At 66.9% G+C, this 18284-nt stretch carries 16 protein-coding genes; 9 read left to right on the top strand and 7 right to left on the bottom strand.

All coding sequences use genetic code 11. The features are described from left to right. Positions 1–124: 124 nt before the first annotated feature. Positions 125–1150 (top strand): phosphotransferase family protein, encoded by a 1026-nt coding sequence (locus NP3_RS07760; RefSeq protein WP_063039194.1) that lies wholly within the window; start codon positions 125–127, stop codon positions 1148–1150. A gap of 254 nt (positions 1151–1404) precedes the next feature. Here NP3_RS07760 and pgi read toward each other — a convergent pair whose 3' ends face one another. The 5 genes from pgi to NP3_RS07730 all read right to left on the bottom strand — a co-directional run bounded on the left by pgi (position 1405) and on the right by NP3_RS07730 (position 6772). Next, positions 1405–2997, bottom strand: a complete 1593-nt coding sequence (gene pgi / locus NP3_RS07750; protein ID WP_063039191.1) for a glucose-6-phosphate isomerase — start codon at positions 2995–2997, stop codon at positions 1405–1407. Then, on the bottom strand, positions 2994–3593 hold the full coding sequence (locus tag NP3_RS07745) for a cysteine hydrolase family protein (protein WP_063039189.1): 600 nt from the start codon (positions 3591–3593) through the stop codon (positions 2994–2996). The genes pgi and NP3_RS07745 overlap by 4 nt, the downstream gene beginning before the upstream one ends. A gap of 79 nt (positions 3594–3672) precedes the next feature. Then, a complete protein-coding gene (locus tag NP3_RS07740) occupies positions 3673–4419 on the bottom strand; it encodes an SDR family NAD(P)-dependent oxidoreductase (protein WP_063039187.1) in 747 nt (248 codons plus the stop codon). After that, positions 4416–5735 (bottom strand): acyl-CoA dehydrogenase family protein, encoded by a 1320-nt coding sequence (locus tag NP3_RS07735; protein ID WP_063039185.1) that lies wholly within the window; start codon positions 5733–5735, stop codon positions 4416–4418. Before NP3_RS07735 ends, NP3_RS07740 begins: the two co-directional genes overlap by 4 nt. Positions 5736–5752: 17 nt before the next feature. After that, entirely contained in the window at positions 5753–6772 is a 1020-nt protein-coding gene (locus NP3_RS07730; RefSeq protein WP_063039183.1) for a phosphotransferase family protein, read from the bottom strand. Positions 6773–6856: 84 nt separating this feature from the next. Here NP3_RS07730 and NP3_RS07725 point away from each other — a divergent pair, with 84 nt between their 5' ends. The 7 genes from NP3_RS07725 (at position 6857) to NP3_RS07695 (ending at position 15212) form a co-directional block, all read left to right on the top strand. Next, a complete protein-coding gene (locus tag NP3_RS07725) occupies positions 6857–7516 on the top strand; it encodes a TetR/AcrR family transcriptional regulator (protein WP_063039181.1) in 660 nt (219 codons plus the stop codon). Between the two features lie 75 nt (positions 7517–7591). Then, positions 7592–8824 (top strand): CaiB/BaiF CoA transferase family protein, encoded by a 1233-nt coding sequence (locus NP3_RS07720; RefSeq protein ID WP_063039179.1) that lies wholly within the window; start codon positions 7592–7594, stop codon positions 8822–8824. A 348-nt stretch (positions 8825–9172) separates the two neighbouring features. Further along, a complete protein-coding gene (locus NP3_RS07715; RefSeq protein ID WP_063039177.1) occupies positions 9173–10372 on the top strand; it encodes a cytochrome P450 in 1200 nt (399 codons plus the stop codon). Between the two features lie 5 nt (positions 10373–10377). After that, positions 10378–10860, top strand: coding sequence for a VOC family protein (locus NP3_RS07710; RefSeq protein WP_063039260.1), 483 nt, complete (start codon positions 10378–10380; stop codon positions 10858–10860). Further along, positions 10860–11975, top strand: coding sequence for an acyl-CoA dehydrogenase family protein (locus NP3_RS07705; protein ID WP_063039175.1), 1116 nt, complete (start codon positions 10860–10862; stop codon positions 11973–11975). Before NP3_RS07710 ends, NP3_RS07705 begins: the two co-directional genes overlap by 1 nt. 464 nt (positions 11976–12439) lie before the next feature. Further along, on the top strand, positions 12440–13936 hold the full coding sequence (locus NP3_RS07700) for a class I adenylate-forming enzyme family protein (protein ID WP_063039173.1): 1497 nt from the start codon (positions 12440–12442) through the stop codon (positions 13934–13936). Between the two features lie 22 nt (positions 13937–13958). Continuing rightward, complete coding sequence (locus NP3_RS07695; RefSeq protein WP_063039171.1) at positions 13959–15212, top strand: FAS1-like dehydratase domain-containing protein; 1254 nt, start codon at positions 13959–13961, stop codon at positions 15210–15212. A 90-nt stretch (positions 15213–15302) separates the two neighbouring features. Here the strand turns inward: NP3_RS07695 and NP3_RS07690 are convergent, their stop codons facing one another. After that, a complete protein-coding gene (locus tag NP3_RS07690; RefSeq protein ID WP_063039258.1) occupies positions 15303–16802 on the bottom strand; it encodes a FadR/GntR family transcriptional regulator in 1500 nt (499 codons plus the stop codon). Positions 16803–16934: 132 nt separating this feature from the next. After that, entirely contained in the window at positions 16935–17726 is a 792-nt protein-coding gene (locus NP3_RS07685) for an SDR family NAD(P)-dependent oxidoreductase (RefSeq protein WP_063039256.1), read from the bottom strand. A 149-nt stretch (positions 17727–17875) separates the two neighbouring features. Here NP3_RS07685 and NP3_RS07680 point away from each other — a divergent pair. After that, the coding region (locus tag NP3_RS07680) for an acyl-CoA dehydrogenase family protein (protein WP_174566183.1) at positions 17876–18284 on the top strand (409 nt) is incomplete at its 3' end.

Raw genomic sequence — 18284 nt, 5'->3', positions numbered from 1 at the left:
TCGTCTTCTTGCCCAGAGCATTGCATGGCGGCGCATCAACGATGTGGTGAGCAGCGGTGCTGAAACGCGAGCAGGCACAGACGGTCCGCCGATCGGACCGACGATATGACAAGGGTGAGTGAGCATGAGCACTATCGCGAATAGTTCGGAGTTGGTGCGGGAGCTGACCACACGCAGCGCGATCGCGGTCCGTAACTGGACGCCCGGCGCCACGGTGGTGGGTGTCGAGCCACTCACCGGCGGGACGTCAAGCCTGACCTATGTGGTCGAATTGTCGAATGCCCCAATAGGATACGAGCGCGTCGTGCTGAAGGTGGCGCCTCCCGGTCTGGCGCCGGTCCGCAACCGAGATGTCCTGCGCCAGGCCCGAATCATGGAAGCACTGGCGGATCGACCCGGGGTGCGGGTGCCGAAGGTCCTGTTCCACGATGCGGGTGCACCGCCGACGGTCCCGCCGTTCGTCGCCATGGACCTGGTGCCCGGCACCTGCGTCGAACCGGTGCTCGTCCCGCGCGGCACCGTGCCCGCCGACCAGGTTCGGACCCGAGCCTTCGACGCGGCCGGAATGCTCGCCGATCTGCATCGAGTGGAACCGGAGCACACGGCGCTCGCGACCGAGCCGGTGGTTTCCCTCGGCGCTGAGATCGACCGCTGGACAAGGGCTTTCACCACCGTGTCGGACGATCTGCGCACCGGCTACGAGAAGGTCGCGGACCGCCTGCACGCCACCGTGCCCGCCGCCATGACACCGGTCTTCACCCACGGTGACTACCGGCTCGGCAACACACTGTGCGAAGCAGGCCACATCACCTCGATCATCGACTGGGAAATCTGGTCTCTCGGGGACCCTCGGATCGATGTCAGCTGGCTGACCTTTTTCACCGACGATGCCGCGCATCCGGCATCGGTATCCGATGAGCCGACCGGCATGCCCGGCAAGGCGGAACTGGTCGACGCCTACCAGGAGGCGCGCGGCGCCGCACTGCGAGACCTGCCGTGGTTCGAGGCACTGACCAAATACAAAGAGTCCGCCGCGACCGCCTTGCTGATCAAACGCGGCCGCAAGTCCGGCCAGTGGAACGACATGCACCAACGGATGCTGCCCGCATTGCCGGTGCTGCTCGACGAGGCAATGGAACTGCTCGGCTGATCAGACGTAGACGGGCAATATGGATCGGGCGCGCCGATAGCTTGAACGCGGTGAGGCGCACCCCGAAAAGTCGATGTCGTGCGCCGCGTTCACAATGCGGGTTGACGGCCTCGAAATATTGTCGACAACTGCGTATTCCGTGGCTTTCGCTATCGTGGCGGCCTGCGCCGCCGTCGCGGTGATCCTGTCGGCCATCCTGGTGGGCCTGGCGACGGGGACAGCGGCGATCGCTGCCGGTACGGGTGGATCCGTCGTTACTTTCGGGCGTGCCGGTACCGATTCACCAGGGCGGTTGTCGAGCTGTCGTGTGCACTCGACTGATCCGTGGTGAGTTCGGCGTAAATCTTTGTGGCGAGGACCTTTCCGAGTTCGACGCCCCATTGATCGAAGGAATTGATGCCCCAGATCCAGCCCTGGGTGAAGATCTTGTGCTCGTAGACGGCGATGAGTTGGCCGAGTGTGTACGGCGTCAGGTGGCGCAGCAAGAGGGTGTTGCTCGGCCGGTTTCCCGGGAAGTCGCGATGGCCCCGCAGTGGACCGGTGTCATCGGCACTGCCGAAGGCCAGGGCTTCGGTCTGCGCGAACAGGTTGGCCATGAGCAGGTCGTGATGCTCGGTCAGATCGTGCCGCGGGCGCAGCACTCCGATGAAGTCCGCGGGCACGGTCGTCGTGCCCTGGTGCAGTAGTTGATAGAAGGCGTGCTGGCCGTTGGTACCCGGTTCGCCCCATACGATCGGCGCGGTGTCGTAGCCGAGCGGAAGGCCTCGGCGGTCGACGGATTTGCCGTTGCTCTCCATATCGAGCTGTTGCAGGTAGGCGGGCAGTCGAGACAGCCGCTGATCATAGGGGAGAACGGCGTGGGTATGGGCGTGCCAGAAGTTGCGATACCAGATCCCGATGAGCCCGAGCAGTATCGGAATGTTCTGTCGCGGTGGTGCGGTGCGGAAGTGTTCGTCGATCGAATGCGCTCCGGCGAGCATGCCGCGGAAGTTGTCCGGGCCGATGGCGAGCATGAGCGATAGACCGATCGCCGAATGCAGCGAATACCGGCCGCCGACCCAGCCCCAGAACTCGAACATATTGGCCGGGTCGATACCGAACGCGGCGACCTCACGGGCATTGGTCGATACCGCGACGAAATGCCGGGCGATAGCGGCCGGGTCGTCGAGCCCGGCTAGTAGCCATTCGCGGGCCGTGCAGGCGTTGGTCAGGGTCTCGATCGTGGTGAAGGTTTTCGACGACACCACGAACAGGGTGGTGGCCGGATCGAGGTGGTGCAGGGTGCGGGTGATGTCGTGGCCGTCGATATTGGCGACGAACCGGATATCCAATGTCTCGGAGGCGAATTCGCGTAAGGCCTGGTAGGCCATGGCGGGCCCGAGGTCGGACCCGCCGATGCCGATATTGACCACCGCCCGGATCGGTGCACCGGTCGCGCCGCGCCACTGCCCGGAGCGCACCCGCTCGGCGAATGCGCTCATCCGGTCCAGCACGGTCCGTACGTCGGTGACGACATTGCGTCCGCCGACCTCGATGCTGCGCGCGGCGGGTGCGCGCAGCGCGGTATGCAGTGCGGGACGCGATTCGGTGGTGTTGATCGGCTCGCCGGTGAACATGGCGCGGATACCGGTCCCGAGTTCGCGCTCATCGGCCAATTCGACGAGCAGGTCGAGGGTTTCGGCGGTGAGCAGGTTCTTGGAGTAGTCCAATACCAGGCCACTGTGCTCGATGGTCATCGCCGGTCCGCGGCCGGGCTCCTGGTCGAACAGATCGCGCAGCCGGGTTTCGCGCAGGTTGTGCTCATGCGTCCGGAGTTTGGTCCAGGCCGCGGTCTCGGCGAGGTTCATGCGTCGATCGTCGATTTGTCCAATAGGGCGAGTATCTCCTCGGTGGTGCCGGTTTCCGCGATTTTGGGGAACACCTTGCGCAGCGCGTAGTCGTGATCTTCCTGATCCAGATCGGTTACCGCATCGGTGGCAATGGTGACGTTGAAACCGTATTCGTGCGCCCCGCGCGCGGTCGATTCGACGCCCATGCTGGTGGCGATCCCGGTCACGACGACCTGGGTGACTTCGCGCTCGCGCAGCCACCCCGCGAGCGTGGGATCGTGGAACGCGCCCCAGACCCGTTTGACCACGGTGTGGTCACCCGGTCGCGGTCCCAGCTCGGACAGCAGCGTGACGGCCTCGGCCGCCGAACTCGCGGCCGCCGAGCTGGACTGTCCGCCCGCCGCGCGAGCACGGCTCGCCTCGGTGCGGCCGGGCGCGACACCGGCCGCCGTCACGATCACGACCGGGAGGTTGCGTTCCCGGAACGCGTCGGCCAGCCGGATCGACTGCTCGACAATCGACTTCGCGGAGTGCACGGTCGGCAGCGCCACCACCGCGTCCTGCAGGTCGACGACGACCAGCGCGGTGTGCGCATCTATTTCGGTCAATGGCATGAGATCGCCTTTCGGTCCAAGATCGACATTATTCTCTAATGAGAATGCCAATTGCGCTTTCCGACAATCGGGCCAGCCCTCAGTACAACCCGCCGTCCACCCGGATCAGTGCGTCGGTGGTGTAGCTGGAGGCGTCGCTGGCGAGGTACAGCGCGGTGCTGATGATCTCCTCCGGCTTACCCGGCCTGCCGAGCGCACTGCGGGTGATGTGCCGCTTCTCCTCCGCCCAAGCCTTGGAGATATCAGTGAGGAACGGCCCCGCCGAGATGGTGTTGACCCGCACCTTCGGCCCGTACTCCTGAGCGAAGACGGTGGTCAGCACATTCAGGGCGGCCTTGGCTCCGGCGTAAGGGCCGAATCGTGGTTGCGGCAGCAGTGCCCCCGAGGAGGAGATATTGATGATCGAGCCGCCGTCGCCGTCGGCCATCCGCCGCCCGATCAGCGACGCGAGCCGGAACGGGCCCTTGAAATTGACCCCGATCACCTTGTCGAACAGCTCTTCGCTGGTCTCCTCCGAAGACGGTGCCAGCGGCGACATACCCGCGTTGTTGACCAGGATGTCGACCTTGCCGAACTCCTCGTATGCCGCGTCGGTGAGTCGGCCGAGGTCGTCCCAGTGCCCGACGTGCGCGGCGAACGGCAGAGCGCGTCGGCCCAGTTCGCGGACTTCCTTGGCGGCCACCTCGCAGGCGTCGAGCTTGCGGCTGGTGATCACCACGTCCGCGCCCGCGGCGGCGAAGGCGCGCACCATTTCCAGGCCGAGGCCCCGGCTGCCGCCGGTGACCAGCGCGACCTTGCCGGTCAGATCGAAAAGCTGCGCCGTCATGCGTTCACCCCGCCGCTGAGGCTGTCGTCATCGATGATGTGCGCGTAGCGCTTTCGCGCATCCTCGAGCTTCGGCGGAATGTGCTCGCTGGGGAACAAGCCCTCGGCGGGCCGGTATTTCTTCAACATCTGCTTGGCGACCGTGGTGCGGTGCACCTCGGTCGGGCCATCGGCCAGGGCGAGATTCGGGGCGGCCATCCACCACTTCGCCAGTGGCAGTTCATTGGTGGTGCCGAGCGAGCCGTGCAGGTGCAGCGCGCGCTGGATGATGTCGTGCAGCACCTTGGCCATGGCGACCTTGCACATCGCGATCTGCGTGCGGGCGGCGCCGTGCGGCTGGGTGTCGATGATCCAGGCGGTGTTGAGCACCAGCAATCGGTACTGCTGCAATTCGATCCAGGAGTCCGCGATGAACTGCTGGACGGCTTGCTTATCGGCGAGCAGGGTGCCCTGGGTGCGGCGGGAGATCGCGCGCTCGCACATCATGTCGAAGGCACGGGTGCATTTGCCGACGGTGCGCATGGCGTGGTGGACGCGGCCGCCGCCGAGGCGGGCCTGGGCGACCTTGAAACCCTCGCCGGGTGCGCCGAGCATGGCGTCGAGCGGGACCCGGACCTGGTGGTAGCGGATGTAGCCGTGGATGCCCTCGTCCAGGGAGTCGCGTTCGTCCATGGTGCCGACATTGCGCTTGATCTCGATGCCGGGCGTCTCGGCGGGCACGATCAGCATCGACATGCGGGCGTGCGGCGGCGCGTCCGGATCGGTGACGGCCATGACGATGAGGAACGACGCGTACCGGGCGTTGGAGGAGAACCACTTCTCACCGTCGATCACCCATTCGTCCCCGTCGCGCCATGCGCGGCAGACGAACTCCTTCGGATCGGCGCCCGCCTGCGGTTCGGTCATCGAGAAGGTGGAGACGATCTCGCCGTCGAGCAGTGGCTGCAGGTAGCGGGCCTTCTGCTCCTCGGTGCCGAACATGGCCAGGATCTCCGCATTACCGGTGTCCGGTGCGGCGGTGCCGAAAACCGTTGGTGCCCAATAGGACCGGCCGAGTATCTCGTTGAGGTAGGCGAGCTTGACCTGGCCGTAGCCCGGCCCGCCCAATTCGGGGCCGAGGTGACAGGCCCACAGGCCCTGCGCCCGGACCTGCTCCTGCAACGGCCGCAGGATCGCACGAGCCTTCTCGTTACCGGTGTCGTACGGGTCGCCGCCGTGCGGGAACAGCAGGTCGAGCGGCTCGACCTCCTTGCGCACGAATTCCGCGGCCCAGTCCAGCTTGGCCTGGAACTCGGGTTCGATCGTGAAATCCAGCATCGGTCCTCCGAAAGGGATCAGTGGGTGAGGTAGGTGCGGGCGGCCATGAGCAACGGCGGGATGCCCTGGCGCATCCGTTCCACCCGCTCGGTGACCTGGCCGCGGCGCTCGGCGTTCTTGACCAGCAGCGCGGATGCGGCGGCCTGTTTGTAGCGGACCAGGGCGTCGAACCAGCCGAGATCCGCGACCGGTGTGCCGCTCGCCGTCTCGTATACGGCGAGCAGTTCGTCGGGTTCGAGCGTCGGAGCCGCGGGCGCGACGGCCGTCGGATGCGCGGGATCGGACATCAGTCGCAGCCACGCCAGGTCCAGGCGCGGATCGCCGACCGACCAGATCTCCCAGTCGATCACCGCCCGGATCTCGGTTCCGACGCACTGCATATTGCCCAGTCGCCAGTCGCCGTGCAGGATCGCGGGCGGCAGCGGCTTCGGAATCGCCGCGGTGAGCAGAGTCCGGCATTTGAGCTCGTCGAGCTCCGCGTCCGGTTCGAGTGCACAGGTGGCAAAGGCCCGCTGCCACCGCTCGACCTCGGCGTCCAGGGTCACCGCGGGTTCGTCGATGCCCAACTCGGCGGGACCGACGGTGTGCAGGGCCGCCAGCATGCGGGCGGCCGCCGCGGCCCGTGCGCGCACCTCGTTCGGAGCGGGACGACGTTCGAGCGCGATATGGCGGGGTTCGTAACCTTCGCCGTCCGCGAAGGACATGACGAACAGCGGCGGGATCTCCGGCGGTGCGCCGACGTCGGAACCGAGCACCTTCGGCACGGCCACATCGGGTACCTCGGCGAGTGCGGTAAGTGCGCGGGCTTGGCGCAGCACATCCCGGTTCCGGACGGGCTCGAGACCCGGCGGGGCGACCTTGACCACGACGCGAACCCGCTCGTCGGTCACCGCCGAATAGGTGAGGCTGGAGGTGCCGCCGGTCAGCTGCGTCAAGTCGTGCAGTGGACGGCCGATCGCCGCGGCCGCGCGACGCGCGATATCGGCGGGATCGGCAATGCCGACCTTCGGTCCTACCACCTGTGACCCGTCGGCCATTCCCACTCCGTTCGACAGAACGCCATACCACCGTGCAAGAAAACGATTCTGGTGAATCGGTATCCGAACAGTACACTCTTTTACATGACGAGTCCACACGTCGAGGACGACCCGGTCGGCGGCGAATCCCTGGTGGCCCGCGCGGTCCGGCGGCGTACGGGGGATCGGTACGCGACCGCGCGGGATGAAGTGCGCCGCCTGCTCGACGCGGGCATGGAGCTGATGCGGGCCGATCCGGACGGGAATCCGCGAATCGTCGAGATCGTCCGCCGGGCAAGGGTTTCCAACGACGCCTTCTACCGGGCATTCCGGAGCAAGGACGATCTCATGGCCGCGATCGCCGACGACGGGGCCCGGCGGTTGCTCGCCCATATCCGTCGCCGCTGCGCTCGGCACACCGACCCGGTCGACCAGGTCAGGGCCTGTGTTCAGGTGGTTTTCAAGCAGGCGGCCGATCCCGAGGTGGCTGCGACGACCCGCGCGGTGCTGCGGAATACCTCCCGCGACGGCCGGTCGGCCTTCGGGGGTGTCGAGCTGCGCCGCCGGATCGCCGAACTGCTCGCGGTGCCGCTCGGTGCGGGTGGGAGCCCCGATCCGGACCGTGACGCCATGGTAGCCGCCTGTGCGATCTTCGCGGTGATGGAGCAATTCCTGTGGGCCGAACAGGTGCCGACGGCTGCGGATGTCGAGCATCTCGTGGCCTGGATCGTGCCACCGAGACCAGGGCTGACCGATGCGATCTGACCCTGCACAACCTTGTGGTGTCCGTTGAATAGCGGATACTCTTCTTTAAATACGACGCTAAGAGGAGCTGGTTCGATGCACAAACCGATGCAGGGCGTGCGCGTACTCGAGGTCGCGCAATTCACCTTCGTCCCGGCGGCGGGTGCGGTGCTCGCGGACTGGGGTGCCGACGTGATCAAGATCGAGCACGCGGAACGCGGTGATGCTCAGCGCGGACTGGTCCGGGTGCTCGGTTACGAGGCGAACAGCGCCGGGTCGTCGTTCTTCCCGATCATGGAGGGACCGAACCGAGGCAAACGCAGTGTCGGTCTCGCACTGGAGAAGCCGTCCGCGCGCCGGGTGCTGGAGGAGTTGATCCGCAGCAGCGACGTATTCCTCACGAACTTCCTGCCGGAGGCGCGAGCGAAACTGGGGATCGATCTCGAGGACGTGCGCGCGATCAATCCGGACATCATCTACGTGCGGGGCAGCGGCTTCGGTGTGCGCGGTGCGGAGGCGACCAAGGGCGGCTACGACAGCACGGCATTCTGGGCGCGCGGCGGCAGCGCGGCCGGGGTGACCCCGCCCGGCGCCGACCGGATGACCCGGATGCCCGCGGGCGCCTACGGCGATTCGATCGGCGGCATGACCATTGCCGGTGGCATCGCGGCCGCGCTCTACTCGCGCAAGATGACGGGGGAGCCGTCGGTGGTGGACGTCTCGCTGCTCGGCGTCGGCGCCTGGGCCACCCAGTTCACGGTCAATCTCGCTTTGATGAACGGCGGTCCGCTGCCGGTGAATCCGCCGCCGCGGCACGGTTCGGCCACGAATCCGCTCATCGGGGCGTACCGCACCTCGGACCAGCGGTGGCTCGAATTGTCGATGCTGCAGCCCGGTCGCTACTGGCCCGAGTTCTGCAGGCTGGCCGGTCGCGAGGAATTGGCCGCCGACGAACGCTTCGACAACACCGAGAAGCTGATGGCCAATGCGGCGCAGGCCGCCGAGCTCGTCGCCGAGATCATCGCGGCGCGTCCGTTCGCCGAGTGGGTCGAGATCCTCGGCAGCGGCGAGGGGCAGTGGGCGGCGGTGCAGAACGCGTGGGAGGTCGGTCAGGATCCATCGCTGCGTGCCAACGATCTGATCGCCTCGGTCGTCGACGCCGACGGCGTCGACCGTGAACTGGTCGCCAACCCGGTCCAGTTCGACGAGACGCCGGTAACTCTCACGCGGGCACCGCAATTCGCCGAACACACCGACGAGGTCCTGCTCGAGATCGGTCTCACCGAGGAGGAGCTGATCGCGCTGAAGATCGACGGCGCGGTCACCTAGTCGCTTCCGCATCGCAGGCATGCGGAAGGAAAGTGTCCTCTTTCCAGCCGAACGTCCATCCCATGGGATGGCACCCCGGCTCGCATCCGTCATCAAATAGGCTGCTAATTGCGAGTTGTTCCACAAGGTGACGAGCAAGAATTCGTCGACGCGAGGGCAAAAGAGGTTACGAAATAAGGGCTGGCCGGTATATTGGACCAGCACGACGAGTCGAGGCATGCCAGGTCATGGCATGCGCATGACGTACTACGAGGCCGCGACGCGGCACGGGTGCGGCCGCAACGCCCACCGGCCCGCGGAGACGCGAATACAGCGCCCGGCGCGGCGGCCTTCCAGAGAGGATCAGCGATGAGCATTGCGCTCGAGCCCGAGGGCACCTATGAGGGTGTCCCCGCGTATCACTTCGACAACCGGCTCGGCGGTCCGGTCCTGAGTCATCAGCTGCGATGGGATGAAATCGCCCGCACCCATTCCGGATTCCGCAGTACCATCGCGCGCGGGTACTGGGTCGTCACGGACGGCCGGGCGGTGCAGGAGGCGCTGCAGGACTGGCGAACCTTCTCGAACACCTCGGTGACCGCGCTCGAGCCGAATCCCCGTTTCCTGTGGATTCCGGAGATGCTCGATCCGCCCGTGCACACGAAATGGCGGCGATTGCTCGGCAACGACTTCTCCCCGAAGACCATCGCCGCGCGCGAGGAGGAGATCCGGCAGGTCGCGATCGAGCTGATCGATCAGCTGAAGGACAGCGGCAGTGCCGATGTCCTGGACGAATTCGCCCGCCGGTTCCCGACCATTATCTTCATGCGGCTGGTCGGCCTGCCCGAGGCGGATCTGCCCATCTTCCTGGACTGGGTGCACGACATGCTGCACCTGCCCTATGACGAGGATCCGGAGGGAACCCGACAGCTCGCCGCGATGCGGGCCGTTTCGGACTACTTCGACGAGCAGATCGCGCTGCGGCGCGAGATCCCGCGCGACGATCTGCTCTCGCGTGCACTGGATTACGAGATCGATGGCGAACCGATCAGCGATGCGGATATGCACGCATTCTGCATTCTGCTTTTCCAGGCGGGCTTCGATACGGTCCCGATCTCCATCGGATGGGCCCTCTATCACTTCGCGACCCATCCGGAGCAGCGCGAAGCGATCATCGCCGACCCGTCGCTGATCGCGACGAGCGTCGAGGAGATCCTGCGCGTCTACTCGTTCGTGGTGCCCGCGCGGAAAGCCATGCAGGACACCGAGATCGGCGGCTGCCCGGTAAAGGCGGGCGAGATGGTGATGCTGCCGCTGGCGGTCACCAATCGTGATCCCGAGCGGTTCGAGAATCCGCTGGAGGTGGATCTGCACCGCACCGCGACCAACCACATCGCCTTCGGCTCCGGCCCGCACCGTTGCCTCGGCTCGCATCTGGCGCGCCTGGAGCTGAATGTCGCGGTCGAGGAGTGGCACAAGCGGATTCCGGAGTATCGGATCGTGGACGGACAGGAGCTCTCGCAGCACGGCAATATGTACGGCATCCAGTCGCTGCGTTTGGAGTGGTGACCGCCATGACGAATTCCCCTGTGACACAAATACTTCGGGCTGAGGATCTCTACCACACCGGGATCGTGGTGCCGGATATCGAGGAATGGAAAGTGCGGATGACCGAGCTCGCGGGCTACCGGTGGACCGCGACTCAAACCGCTGAAGTGCCGGTCCGGCTGGCCGACGGCGAGCGGGTAATGCAGCTGACCTTCACGTATTCGCTCGACGCCCCGCACATCGAACTGGTGCAGGAGATCCCCGGGACGCCGTGGACGGCGGCGCCGCCGCACGTCGCGACGCACCATCTCGGCTACTTCTGCGATGACGTCGCGACCACGTCGAAGCGGTTGGCGGCGGCGGGTTTCGCCCTGGAGGCCTGCGCGGTGGTCGACGGCGAGCCGTCGATCTTCGCCTACCACCTGTCGCCTTCGGGTGTGCGATTCGAGATCGTGGACCGGTCGCGGATGCCGGATTTCGATGTCTACCTGCGCTCGAAGCTGCAGTGATGGCTTTCTCTTTCACGGCGGAGCAGGAAGAACTCCGCGCTACCGTGCGCCGGTTCCTGGCGGACAAATCGCCGAGTGCGGCGGTGCGGCACTGGATGGAAACCGAACCGGGCCACGATCCCGCGGTGTGGCAGCAGATGGCCGAGCAACTCGGCCTGCACGGCCTCGCACTGCCGGAGGAGTACGGCGGTTCCGGCGGCGGACCCGTCGAACTGGGCATCGTACTAGAGGAGATGGGGCGAGCGCTGCTGCCGTCGCCGTATTTCGGGACGGTCGCACTCGCCGGTCAGGCGCTCGCCACTTGCGGTGACGAGGCGGCCAAGGCGCGCTGGCTGCCCGCGCTCGCCGCCGGGTCGCTCACCGCGACACTGGCGCTGGCCGAGGAGAGCGGCTCGTGGCGGCTCGTGGACGTCACCACCGTGGCAGCGCGGGTGGGCGAGGCATGGACCTTGTCCGGCACCAAAATGTTCGTCGTCGACGGCGAGACCGCCGACCTGCTGCTGGTGGCGGCGAACGGGGAGACCGGAGTCGGACTGTTCGCCGTGGACGGAACCGCGGCCGGGGTGACCAGAACCCGGTTGGAGACGCTCGATCCGACCCGCCGACTGGCCAGGATCGACCTGAACGACGCTGTGGCGCAACGGATCAGCCCACCCGCCGAGGCGTCGGCGTACCTGCAGGGCGTGCTCGATCTCGCGGTCGTCGCGCTGGCCGCCGAGCAGGTCGGTGTGGCGCAGGCATGTCTGGACGCCGCGGTCGAATACGCCAAGATCCGGGTTCAGTTCGACCGGCCGATCGGCTCGTTCCAGGCCGTCAAACACAAGTGCGCGGACATGCTGCTCGAGGTCGAGGCCGCACGCTCGGCCGCCTACCATGCCGCGACCGTGGCGGCCGCCGGTTCGACCGAGCTGCCGACAGCCGCGGCATTGGCGGCGGCGTACTGCTCGCAGGTCGGCACCCATGCGGCCAAGGAGAACATCCAGATTCACGGCGGCATCGGATACACCTGGGAGCATGACGCGCACCTGTATCTGAAGCGTGCGAAGTCGTCCGAGCAGCTGTTCGGCGGCCCGGCTTCGCATCGCGCGCGGCTGGCCGACCTCGTCGGAATCTGAGCGGTCCGGGCCGGGGACGTCGACGGCGGTTCGCCCGGCCCGGAATCCGCACTGCGCCAGGTCTTCTCGCAGCGACGCGCAGGTAGACATCGGCGCAATGATCGGCAGCCTGGCATATCGGTGCCCTGAAATAGATCGCTGAGCGATAGCGCGTTGGTGTATCGCATCAGTTCACCACTTGCGCGCCACTATGAATGAACGATGCTCGAATCATGTGGCAGAGGGGAAATTCTGTAGCCGAATCTGCACGTTCACGCAGCGGATGTGATCTATCAGGCTCCCCAGTTGTCTTTTCGATCCAATAAATCAGTGTACTCTTATCTCGACGGTGAGCTCGTGGACTCGATCTCCGCGCACACGGAGTGGTCCGAGCGACGGCCCGATGCGGCGTTACCGCACGGAGTCGAACACCGTGACCAACGTTCTCGCCGAGCAGGTGCTCGGCCTTCCGAAAGGCTGATCACATGGGAATTCGCGACCGACTGTCCCTGCTGCTCGCCGAGGCGCCCGTCGATGCCGAGGCCATCGAGCACGAGGAGCGCTGGTGGACCTGGGGCATGGTCCAGGAGACGGCGCGGGCGGTGAACGGTGCGCTCGATGCCGCGGGTCTGCATGCCGACGCGCGGGTGGGCGTGGTGCTGGAGAACCGGCCCGAACACGTCGCGGTGGTCGCCGCGGTGATCGCATCCGGGCGCTGTGTGGTGATGTTGAGCCCGCTGCAGCCCGCGGCCCGGCTCGCGGCCGATATCGCCCGCTGCGAGCTTCCGATCGTCATCGCCGGGGCGGAGGCGCTGGCCCGTGCGGGCGTACTCGCCGCGGTGACCGCGCACGGTCTCGCCGTGGAACTCGGTACCGACGGTGCACTGCGTCCGGCGGGTGGCGCCGCCGCATTCGACGCGCCGACCAATCCGGGCGTTGCCGTCGAAATGCTCACCTCCGGCACGACCGGTCCGCCGAAGCGGGTGCACCTACGGGTCGGACAGCTCGACCACGCCCTTGTCTCGGGCGGGCAGACGCCGAAGCCGGGACGGCTGCTGACGCGGTCGGCGGCACTCGTATCCGCGCCGCTGGTGCATATCGGCGGACTGTGGCGGGCGCTGGCCTGCCTGGCCACCGGGCGTCGCATGATCCTGATGTCCAAATTCGCCCTGGAGCCGTGGCTGCGCGCGGTGGAACGCCACGAACTGCGAGCGGTCAGCTTGGTGCCCGCGGCCCTGCGCGCCGTGCTGGAGGCGGATGTGCCGAAACAACGGTTGGCGAGCCTGCAGGTGGTCACCTCCGGCACCGCGCCGTGCCCGCCCGAACTCGCCGACGCGTTCTTTCAGAAATACGGTCTGCGCGTCCTGATGACCTATGGCGCAACGGAATTCGCCGGTGCGGTCGCCGGGTGGACGCTGCCGATGCACGAGCAGTGGTGGGATCGCAAGGTCGGCAGTACCGGGCGCGCCCTGGACGGCGTCGAGCTCCGGGTGACCGACGAGAACGGCGCCGAACTGCCGACCGGGAGGACCGGACGGCTCGAGGTCCGCACCGAGCAGACCGCGCAGGGCGGCGCGGTGTGGGTACGCACCAGTGATTTGGCCCGGATCGATGCGGACGGCTTCCTGTGGATCGAGGGTCGCGCCGATGACGCCATCATTCGCGGCGGATTCAAGGTGCAGCCGGAGACGGTTCAGCGCGTGCTCGAAGCGCATGACGCGGTGCGGGAGGCGGCGGTCGCCGGTCTGCCCGATCCGCGCCTCGGCGCGGTGCCGGTAGCGGCGGTCGAAGTCGAACCCGGACGCACACCGCCCGCCGTTGCCGAACTGGTCGCGCTGTGCCGTACTCAGCTGATGCCCTACGAAGTGCCCGCGCACATCCTCGTGCTCGACGCATTGCCGCGCACACCGTCGAGCAAGGTGAGCCGCGTGGAGCTACTGGACATCGTGCGAGCCCGGCTCGCCGAACGCACGACGGCCTGACCGCAAAGATCGAGGAGGATCTGTGACGAGCACCGAGGACAAGCCCGCCGAACAGTTCGGCGTGCTGACCGACCAGGCGATCGAGCGGTCCCGCCGCCGTCTCGGCATACCGAATCCGCAGCGCAATCCGCCGCACAACTACCAGGTGACCTGGGATGGCGTGCGCCACTTCGCATTCGGCTACGGCGACGACAATCCGCTGTACTGCGATCCGGACTACGCGGCGCGGACCCGCTGGGGTTCCCTGATCGCGCCGCCCACCTTCCTCTACACAATGGGCGAGGATGCCGCACCGAAGCCGGACGCCGAAACCAAGGCACTGCTGAAGGGCGACCCCTTCGCCGGGCTCGGCTCCTATCAGGCGGTAATGGAATTCGAGTGGTGGCAGCCGCTGCGCCTCGGTGACCGCAGCCGGGTGCTGCAGACTCAGGTCGGCGTGCAGCCCAAGCGCAGCAGCTTCGGCGGACGCACCGCGCACGTCACCCAGGATTACCTGTACACCAACGGGTCCGGCGAGATGCACGCCGTGCGGCGCGGCACCTGGATCAATGCCGAGCGGCACACCTCCAGTAAGCGGGCGAAAGAGAAACTGGAGCAAACCCCTTATACGCCAGCACAACTCGCCGAGATCGACGCGGCGTACGCGGCCGAGACCAGGCGCGGCGCCGAACCGCGCTACTGGGAGGACGTGGCGGTCGGCGAGGTGCTGCAGCCCAAGGTGAAAGGGCCGCTGACCACCACCGACGTGGTCGTCTGGCATCTGGGCTGGGGTATGCAGCTCACCCCGCCGGGCGCATTCAAGATCGCCGCGAATATCCGGCGCAAGGCCCCGGGCCTGTATCCGGCCAACGGGTTGAACATTCCGGATACCGTGCAGCGCCTGCACTGGGAACCCGCGCGGGCGCAGGAACTCGGGCTGCCGAACTCCTACGACTACGGCGGCATGCGCGAGACCTGGCTGTGCCATCTGCTCACCGACTGGGTCGGCGACGACGGCTGGCTGCGGAAACTGCGCTGCGAGCACCGCAAATTCAATTACATCGGTGACACCACCTGGGTGCGCGGCACGGTCGTCGACAAGCGACAGGTATACGGGCGCAACGAGATTCACCTCGAGGTGCGCTGCGAGAACCAGCGGGGTGAGATCACCACACCCGGTACCGCCATCGTGCTGTTGCCGACGAGGGACCGCGCCGTCGAACTTCCCGCGCCACCCGCCCCGGATCTGGACGGCATGGTGGCCCACGAACTGGCCCGGTTCAGCGTCAGCGGCTGATCCGGACCCGGCGGCCGGGACGCGGACACGGAGCGGACGGCGTCCCGGCCGTCGAAACCTCAGTGGCGCTCTGGAATTCGGTCCGGAGGGTCAGTGCCACCAAGGGGCGAGTGCGTCGAGGTGGCGGCGCATCCGGTGCCTGGCGATTCCGGCATCGCCCTGGACGATCGCGTCGAGGATGAGCTGGTGCACGTGCTCGACCTCCTCGGCGGCGGTGTCACCGGGCAGCGGCTGATCGTGTCCGGCCGCGTGGCGGCGGAACAGTTCGGTGATGATCGACAGGAACAGCGAAAGCACCGGATTGCCTGCCAAATCGGCCAATTCGGTGTGGAAGAGGTCGGCCTTGCGCGGGTCGTCGGCCGGCCCCTCGGTCGGCCACCGGACCGCCGCCGCGAGGCGTTGCGCCACTTCGTTGTCGCCGTCGGCGTAGCGGGCGGTCACCCGGGCGACGATGCCGAGTTCGATGGCATTGCGGACGATTCGCAGATCGTCGGCGGTGACGCCCTCGTATTCCAGGAACAGCGCCATTGTGTCGATACTGGCCTGCGGTTCGGGTTCGGTGACGACCAGCCCGCCACCCGGTCCGCGGCGCATCTGGGCGACCGCGTGGTATTCGAGCAGGCGGACGGCCTCGCGCAGCACCGCCCGGCTGATCCCGTAGCGGGCGAGCATATCGGTCTCCGAGCCGAGCACCATGCCGACCTGCCAGCCGCGCGCGGCGATATCGTCGTGGATCCTGGCGGCGACCACCTCGGCCAGCTTGGCCCGCGGCCCCTCGACCATTTCGGGCTCGATCACATTGCCCGCGACCCGCGGCCCGCGACGCACCCGGTGCTTTTCGATCCACGCCGCCACCGACTCCAGATGTGCGGTCAGATCCGTTTGGGCCCGCGCACCGTCGCCATCGATGACGGCATCGATGATGGCCCGATGCGCGATGCGCGAGGTCTCCTTGGAGCTGAGAATCTCGGCCTTCGAGAGCCTGCGTGAGGTGTTCGCATATCGTGCGGTGAGGCGGGTCAGCACGTCGATGAACAAGTGCAGCACCGGATTTCCGGATAATTCACCCAGCATCGGGTGCAGCGGATCCTGCGACTGAACCCCGGGTTCGTCGGCGTGCCTGGCCTCGTATTCGAGGGCGGTGCGCAGGGTATCGATACCCTCCTCGGTGATCCGCTCGGCGGCCAGACCCGCGGCGATCGGCTCGAGCAGGAGCCGGGCCTGCAGCAGATCCGACACACTCGTGCCGACGTACTCGAGGTAGATCACCATGGCGCGCGTCGCCGGACCCGCATCGGGAGCGCAGACGAACAGGCCGCCATTGGGACCGCGCCGCATCTTGGCGACCTGGTGATGTTCGACCAGCCGCACCGCCTCGCGCAGCACCGCGCGGCTGACCCCGAAACGCTCGCGCAGATCCACCTCGGATCCCAGGGACTCGCCGACCGGCCAGCCGCGGCGCATCACATCCGCCTCGATACGATGGGCGATCTGGGCCGCGAGCTTGCCGACCGGTGCGTCGGTCTCGACGGTGGTGAGGTCGGAGTCCTGCTCGCTGTCGGCGGGCTCGACGTCGACGGCAGTCACTATGGGCCAACTCCTCAATGCGGACTTTGCGGATCCTCAGTCTACTGGCCGGTTGGCCAAAAGTGCGTGCGACGTGCGGGGGAAAGTGGTGAGTGACGAGATTAGGGCCACTGTTTGTCACTCACTCACCGGGCGTCAAGCGCCCAGCATCTGCAATCCGCCGCTGACCGCGATCAACTGGCCGGTCATGTAGCGCGATCCCGGACCGGCCAGGAATACCATGACGGGCCCGAGGTCCGCGTACGGGTCACCGAGTTCGCCACGCAGCGGGATGGTCTCCCGCAGGCGTTCGGCGAACGCGGCCGAAGCCGCGGGGCCGAGATGCTCCCGAAACCGTTCGGTGCCTGGTGTCTCGACCGCTGGTGCGAGTGCGTTGACCGTGACGTCGAACCTTCCCCACGCCGCGGCCGCGGACCTGGTCCATGCCTGCACACCGGCCTTCGCGGCCGCGTAGTGCGGCGCGAGCGGATTTCCGCGAATCGCCTCGCCCGAACCGAGATTGATGATTCGCCCGCCGGTGTCGCGCATATGCTCGAACGCCGCCTGGTTGGTGACGATCGTGGTCCGGAGATTGGCGTCGAGGACGAAATCGTACTCGTCGTCGGTCAGCGTTTCCGGGGTGCTTGGCTGCCAGACGCCCGCCGCGTTGAGCAGGATGTCGAGTCCGCCGAGGATCGCGGTCGCCGATTCGAAGGCCGCGCCGACCGAAATGCGGTCGCGTGCATCGCAGGACAGCCAGTCGCAGCGCCCCTTCAACTCGTCCGGCGGGGGGGTGTGGTGGAAGAGGCCGACGACACTGGCGCCGGCGTCCAGGAATGCGGCAACGGCCGCGGCGCCGACTCCGGTGGCCGCACCGGTCACCACGGCGCGGCGGCCGGTGAGTTGGCGGCCCGCCGATACCTGCTCGGGCTCGAGGGTCGTACTCATCGCGGATCCTTTCATTTGATAAGGAGTATACTCTTTTGAGTGTTCGATCAAGATGTATCGCGGAGAATGTCGCGAATCCTTGGTTGAGCAGTGGGTTAGAGTGGCCCCATCGCGAGGTCGTGGTGCCCGACGATGAGGAGTGGATACCGATGCAGCTGGAGTCGACGCCGGAACTCGAAGCGTTCCGGAAGAAGGTGCGGGCATTCGTCGCCGAGCACGCGCCGGGAATCAAGACCCACACCGGTGTGCGCGCGCCCGAGCCCGCACTCATGCCCGCGATCCGCGAGTGGACCGCGAAGCTGTTCGACGCGGGCTTCCTCGGCATCAACTGGCCCGCCGAATACGGTGGCCGGCCCGACGCGCATCCGCTCGAACCGTTCATCGTCGTCGAAGAGATCACCCGCGCCCGCACCTGGCAGCCCATCGGTGCGGCCGCGCTCGCCTCGGCCGCGGTGATCGACTTCGGCACCGACGAGCAGCGGGCGCGCTTCCTGCCTCGCATCCGCACCTGCGAAGACGTGTGGTGCCAGCTGTTCAGTGAGCCGGGTGCGGGCAGCG

It is taken from the genome of Nocardia pseudovaccinii NBRC 100343, from assembly GCF_001613225.1.
Lineage (GTDB): Bacteria > Actinomycetota > Actinomycetes > Mycobacteriales > Mycobacteriaceae > Nocardia > Nocardia pseudovaccinii.
Note: the sequence above shows the minus strand (reverse complement) of the source record. Positions and strands in the feature narration are given on the sequence as shown.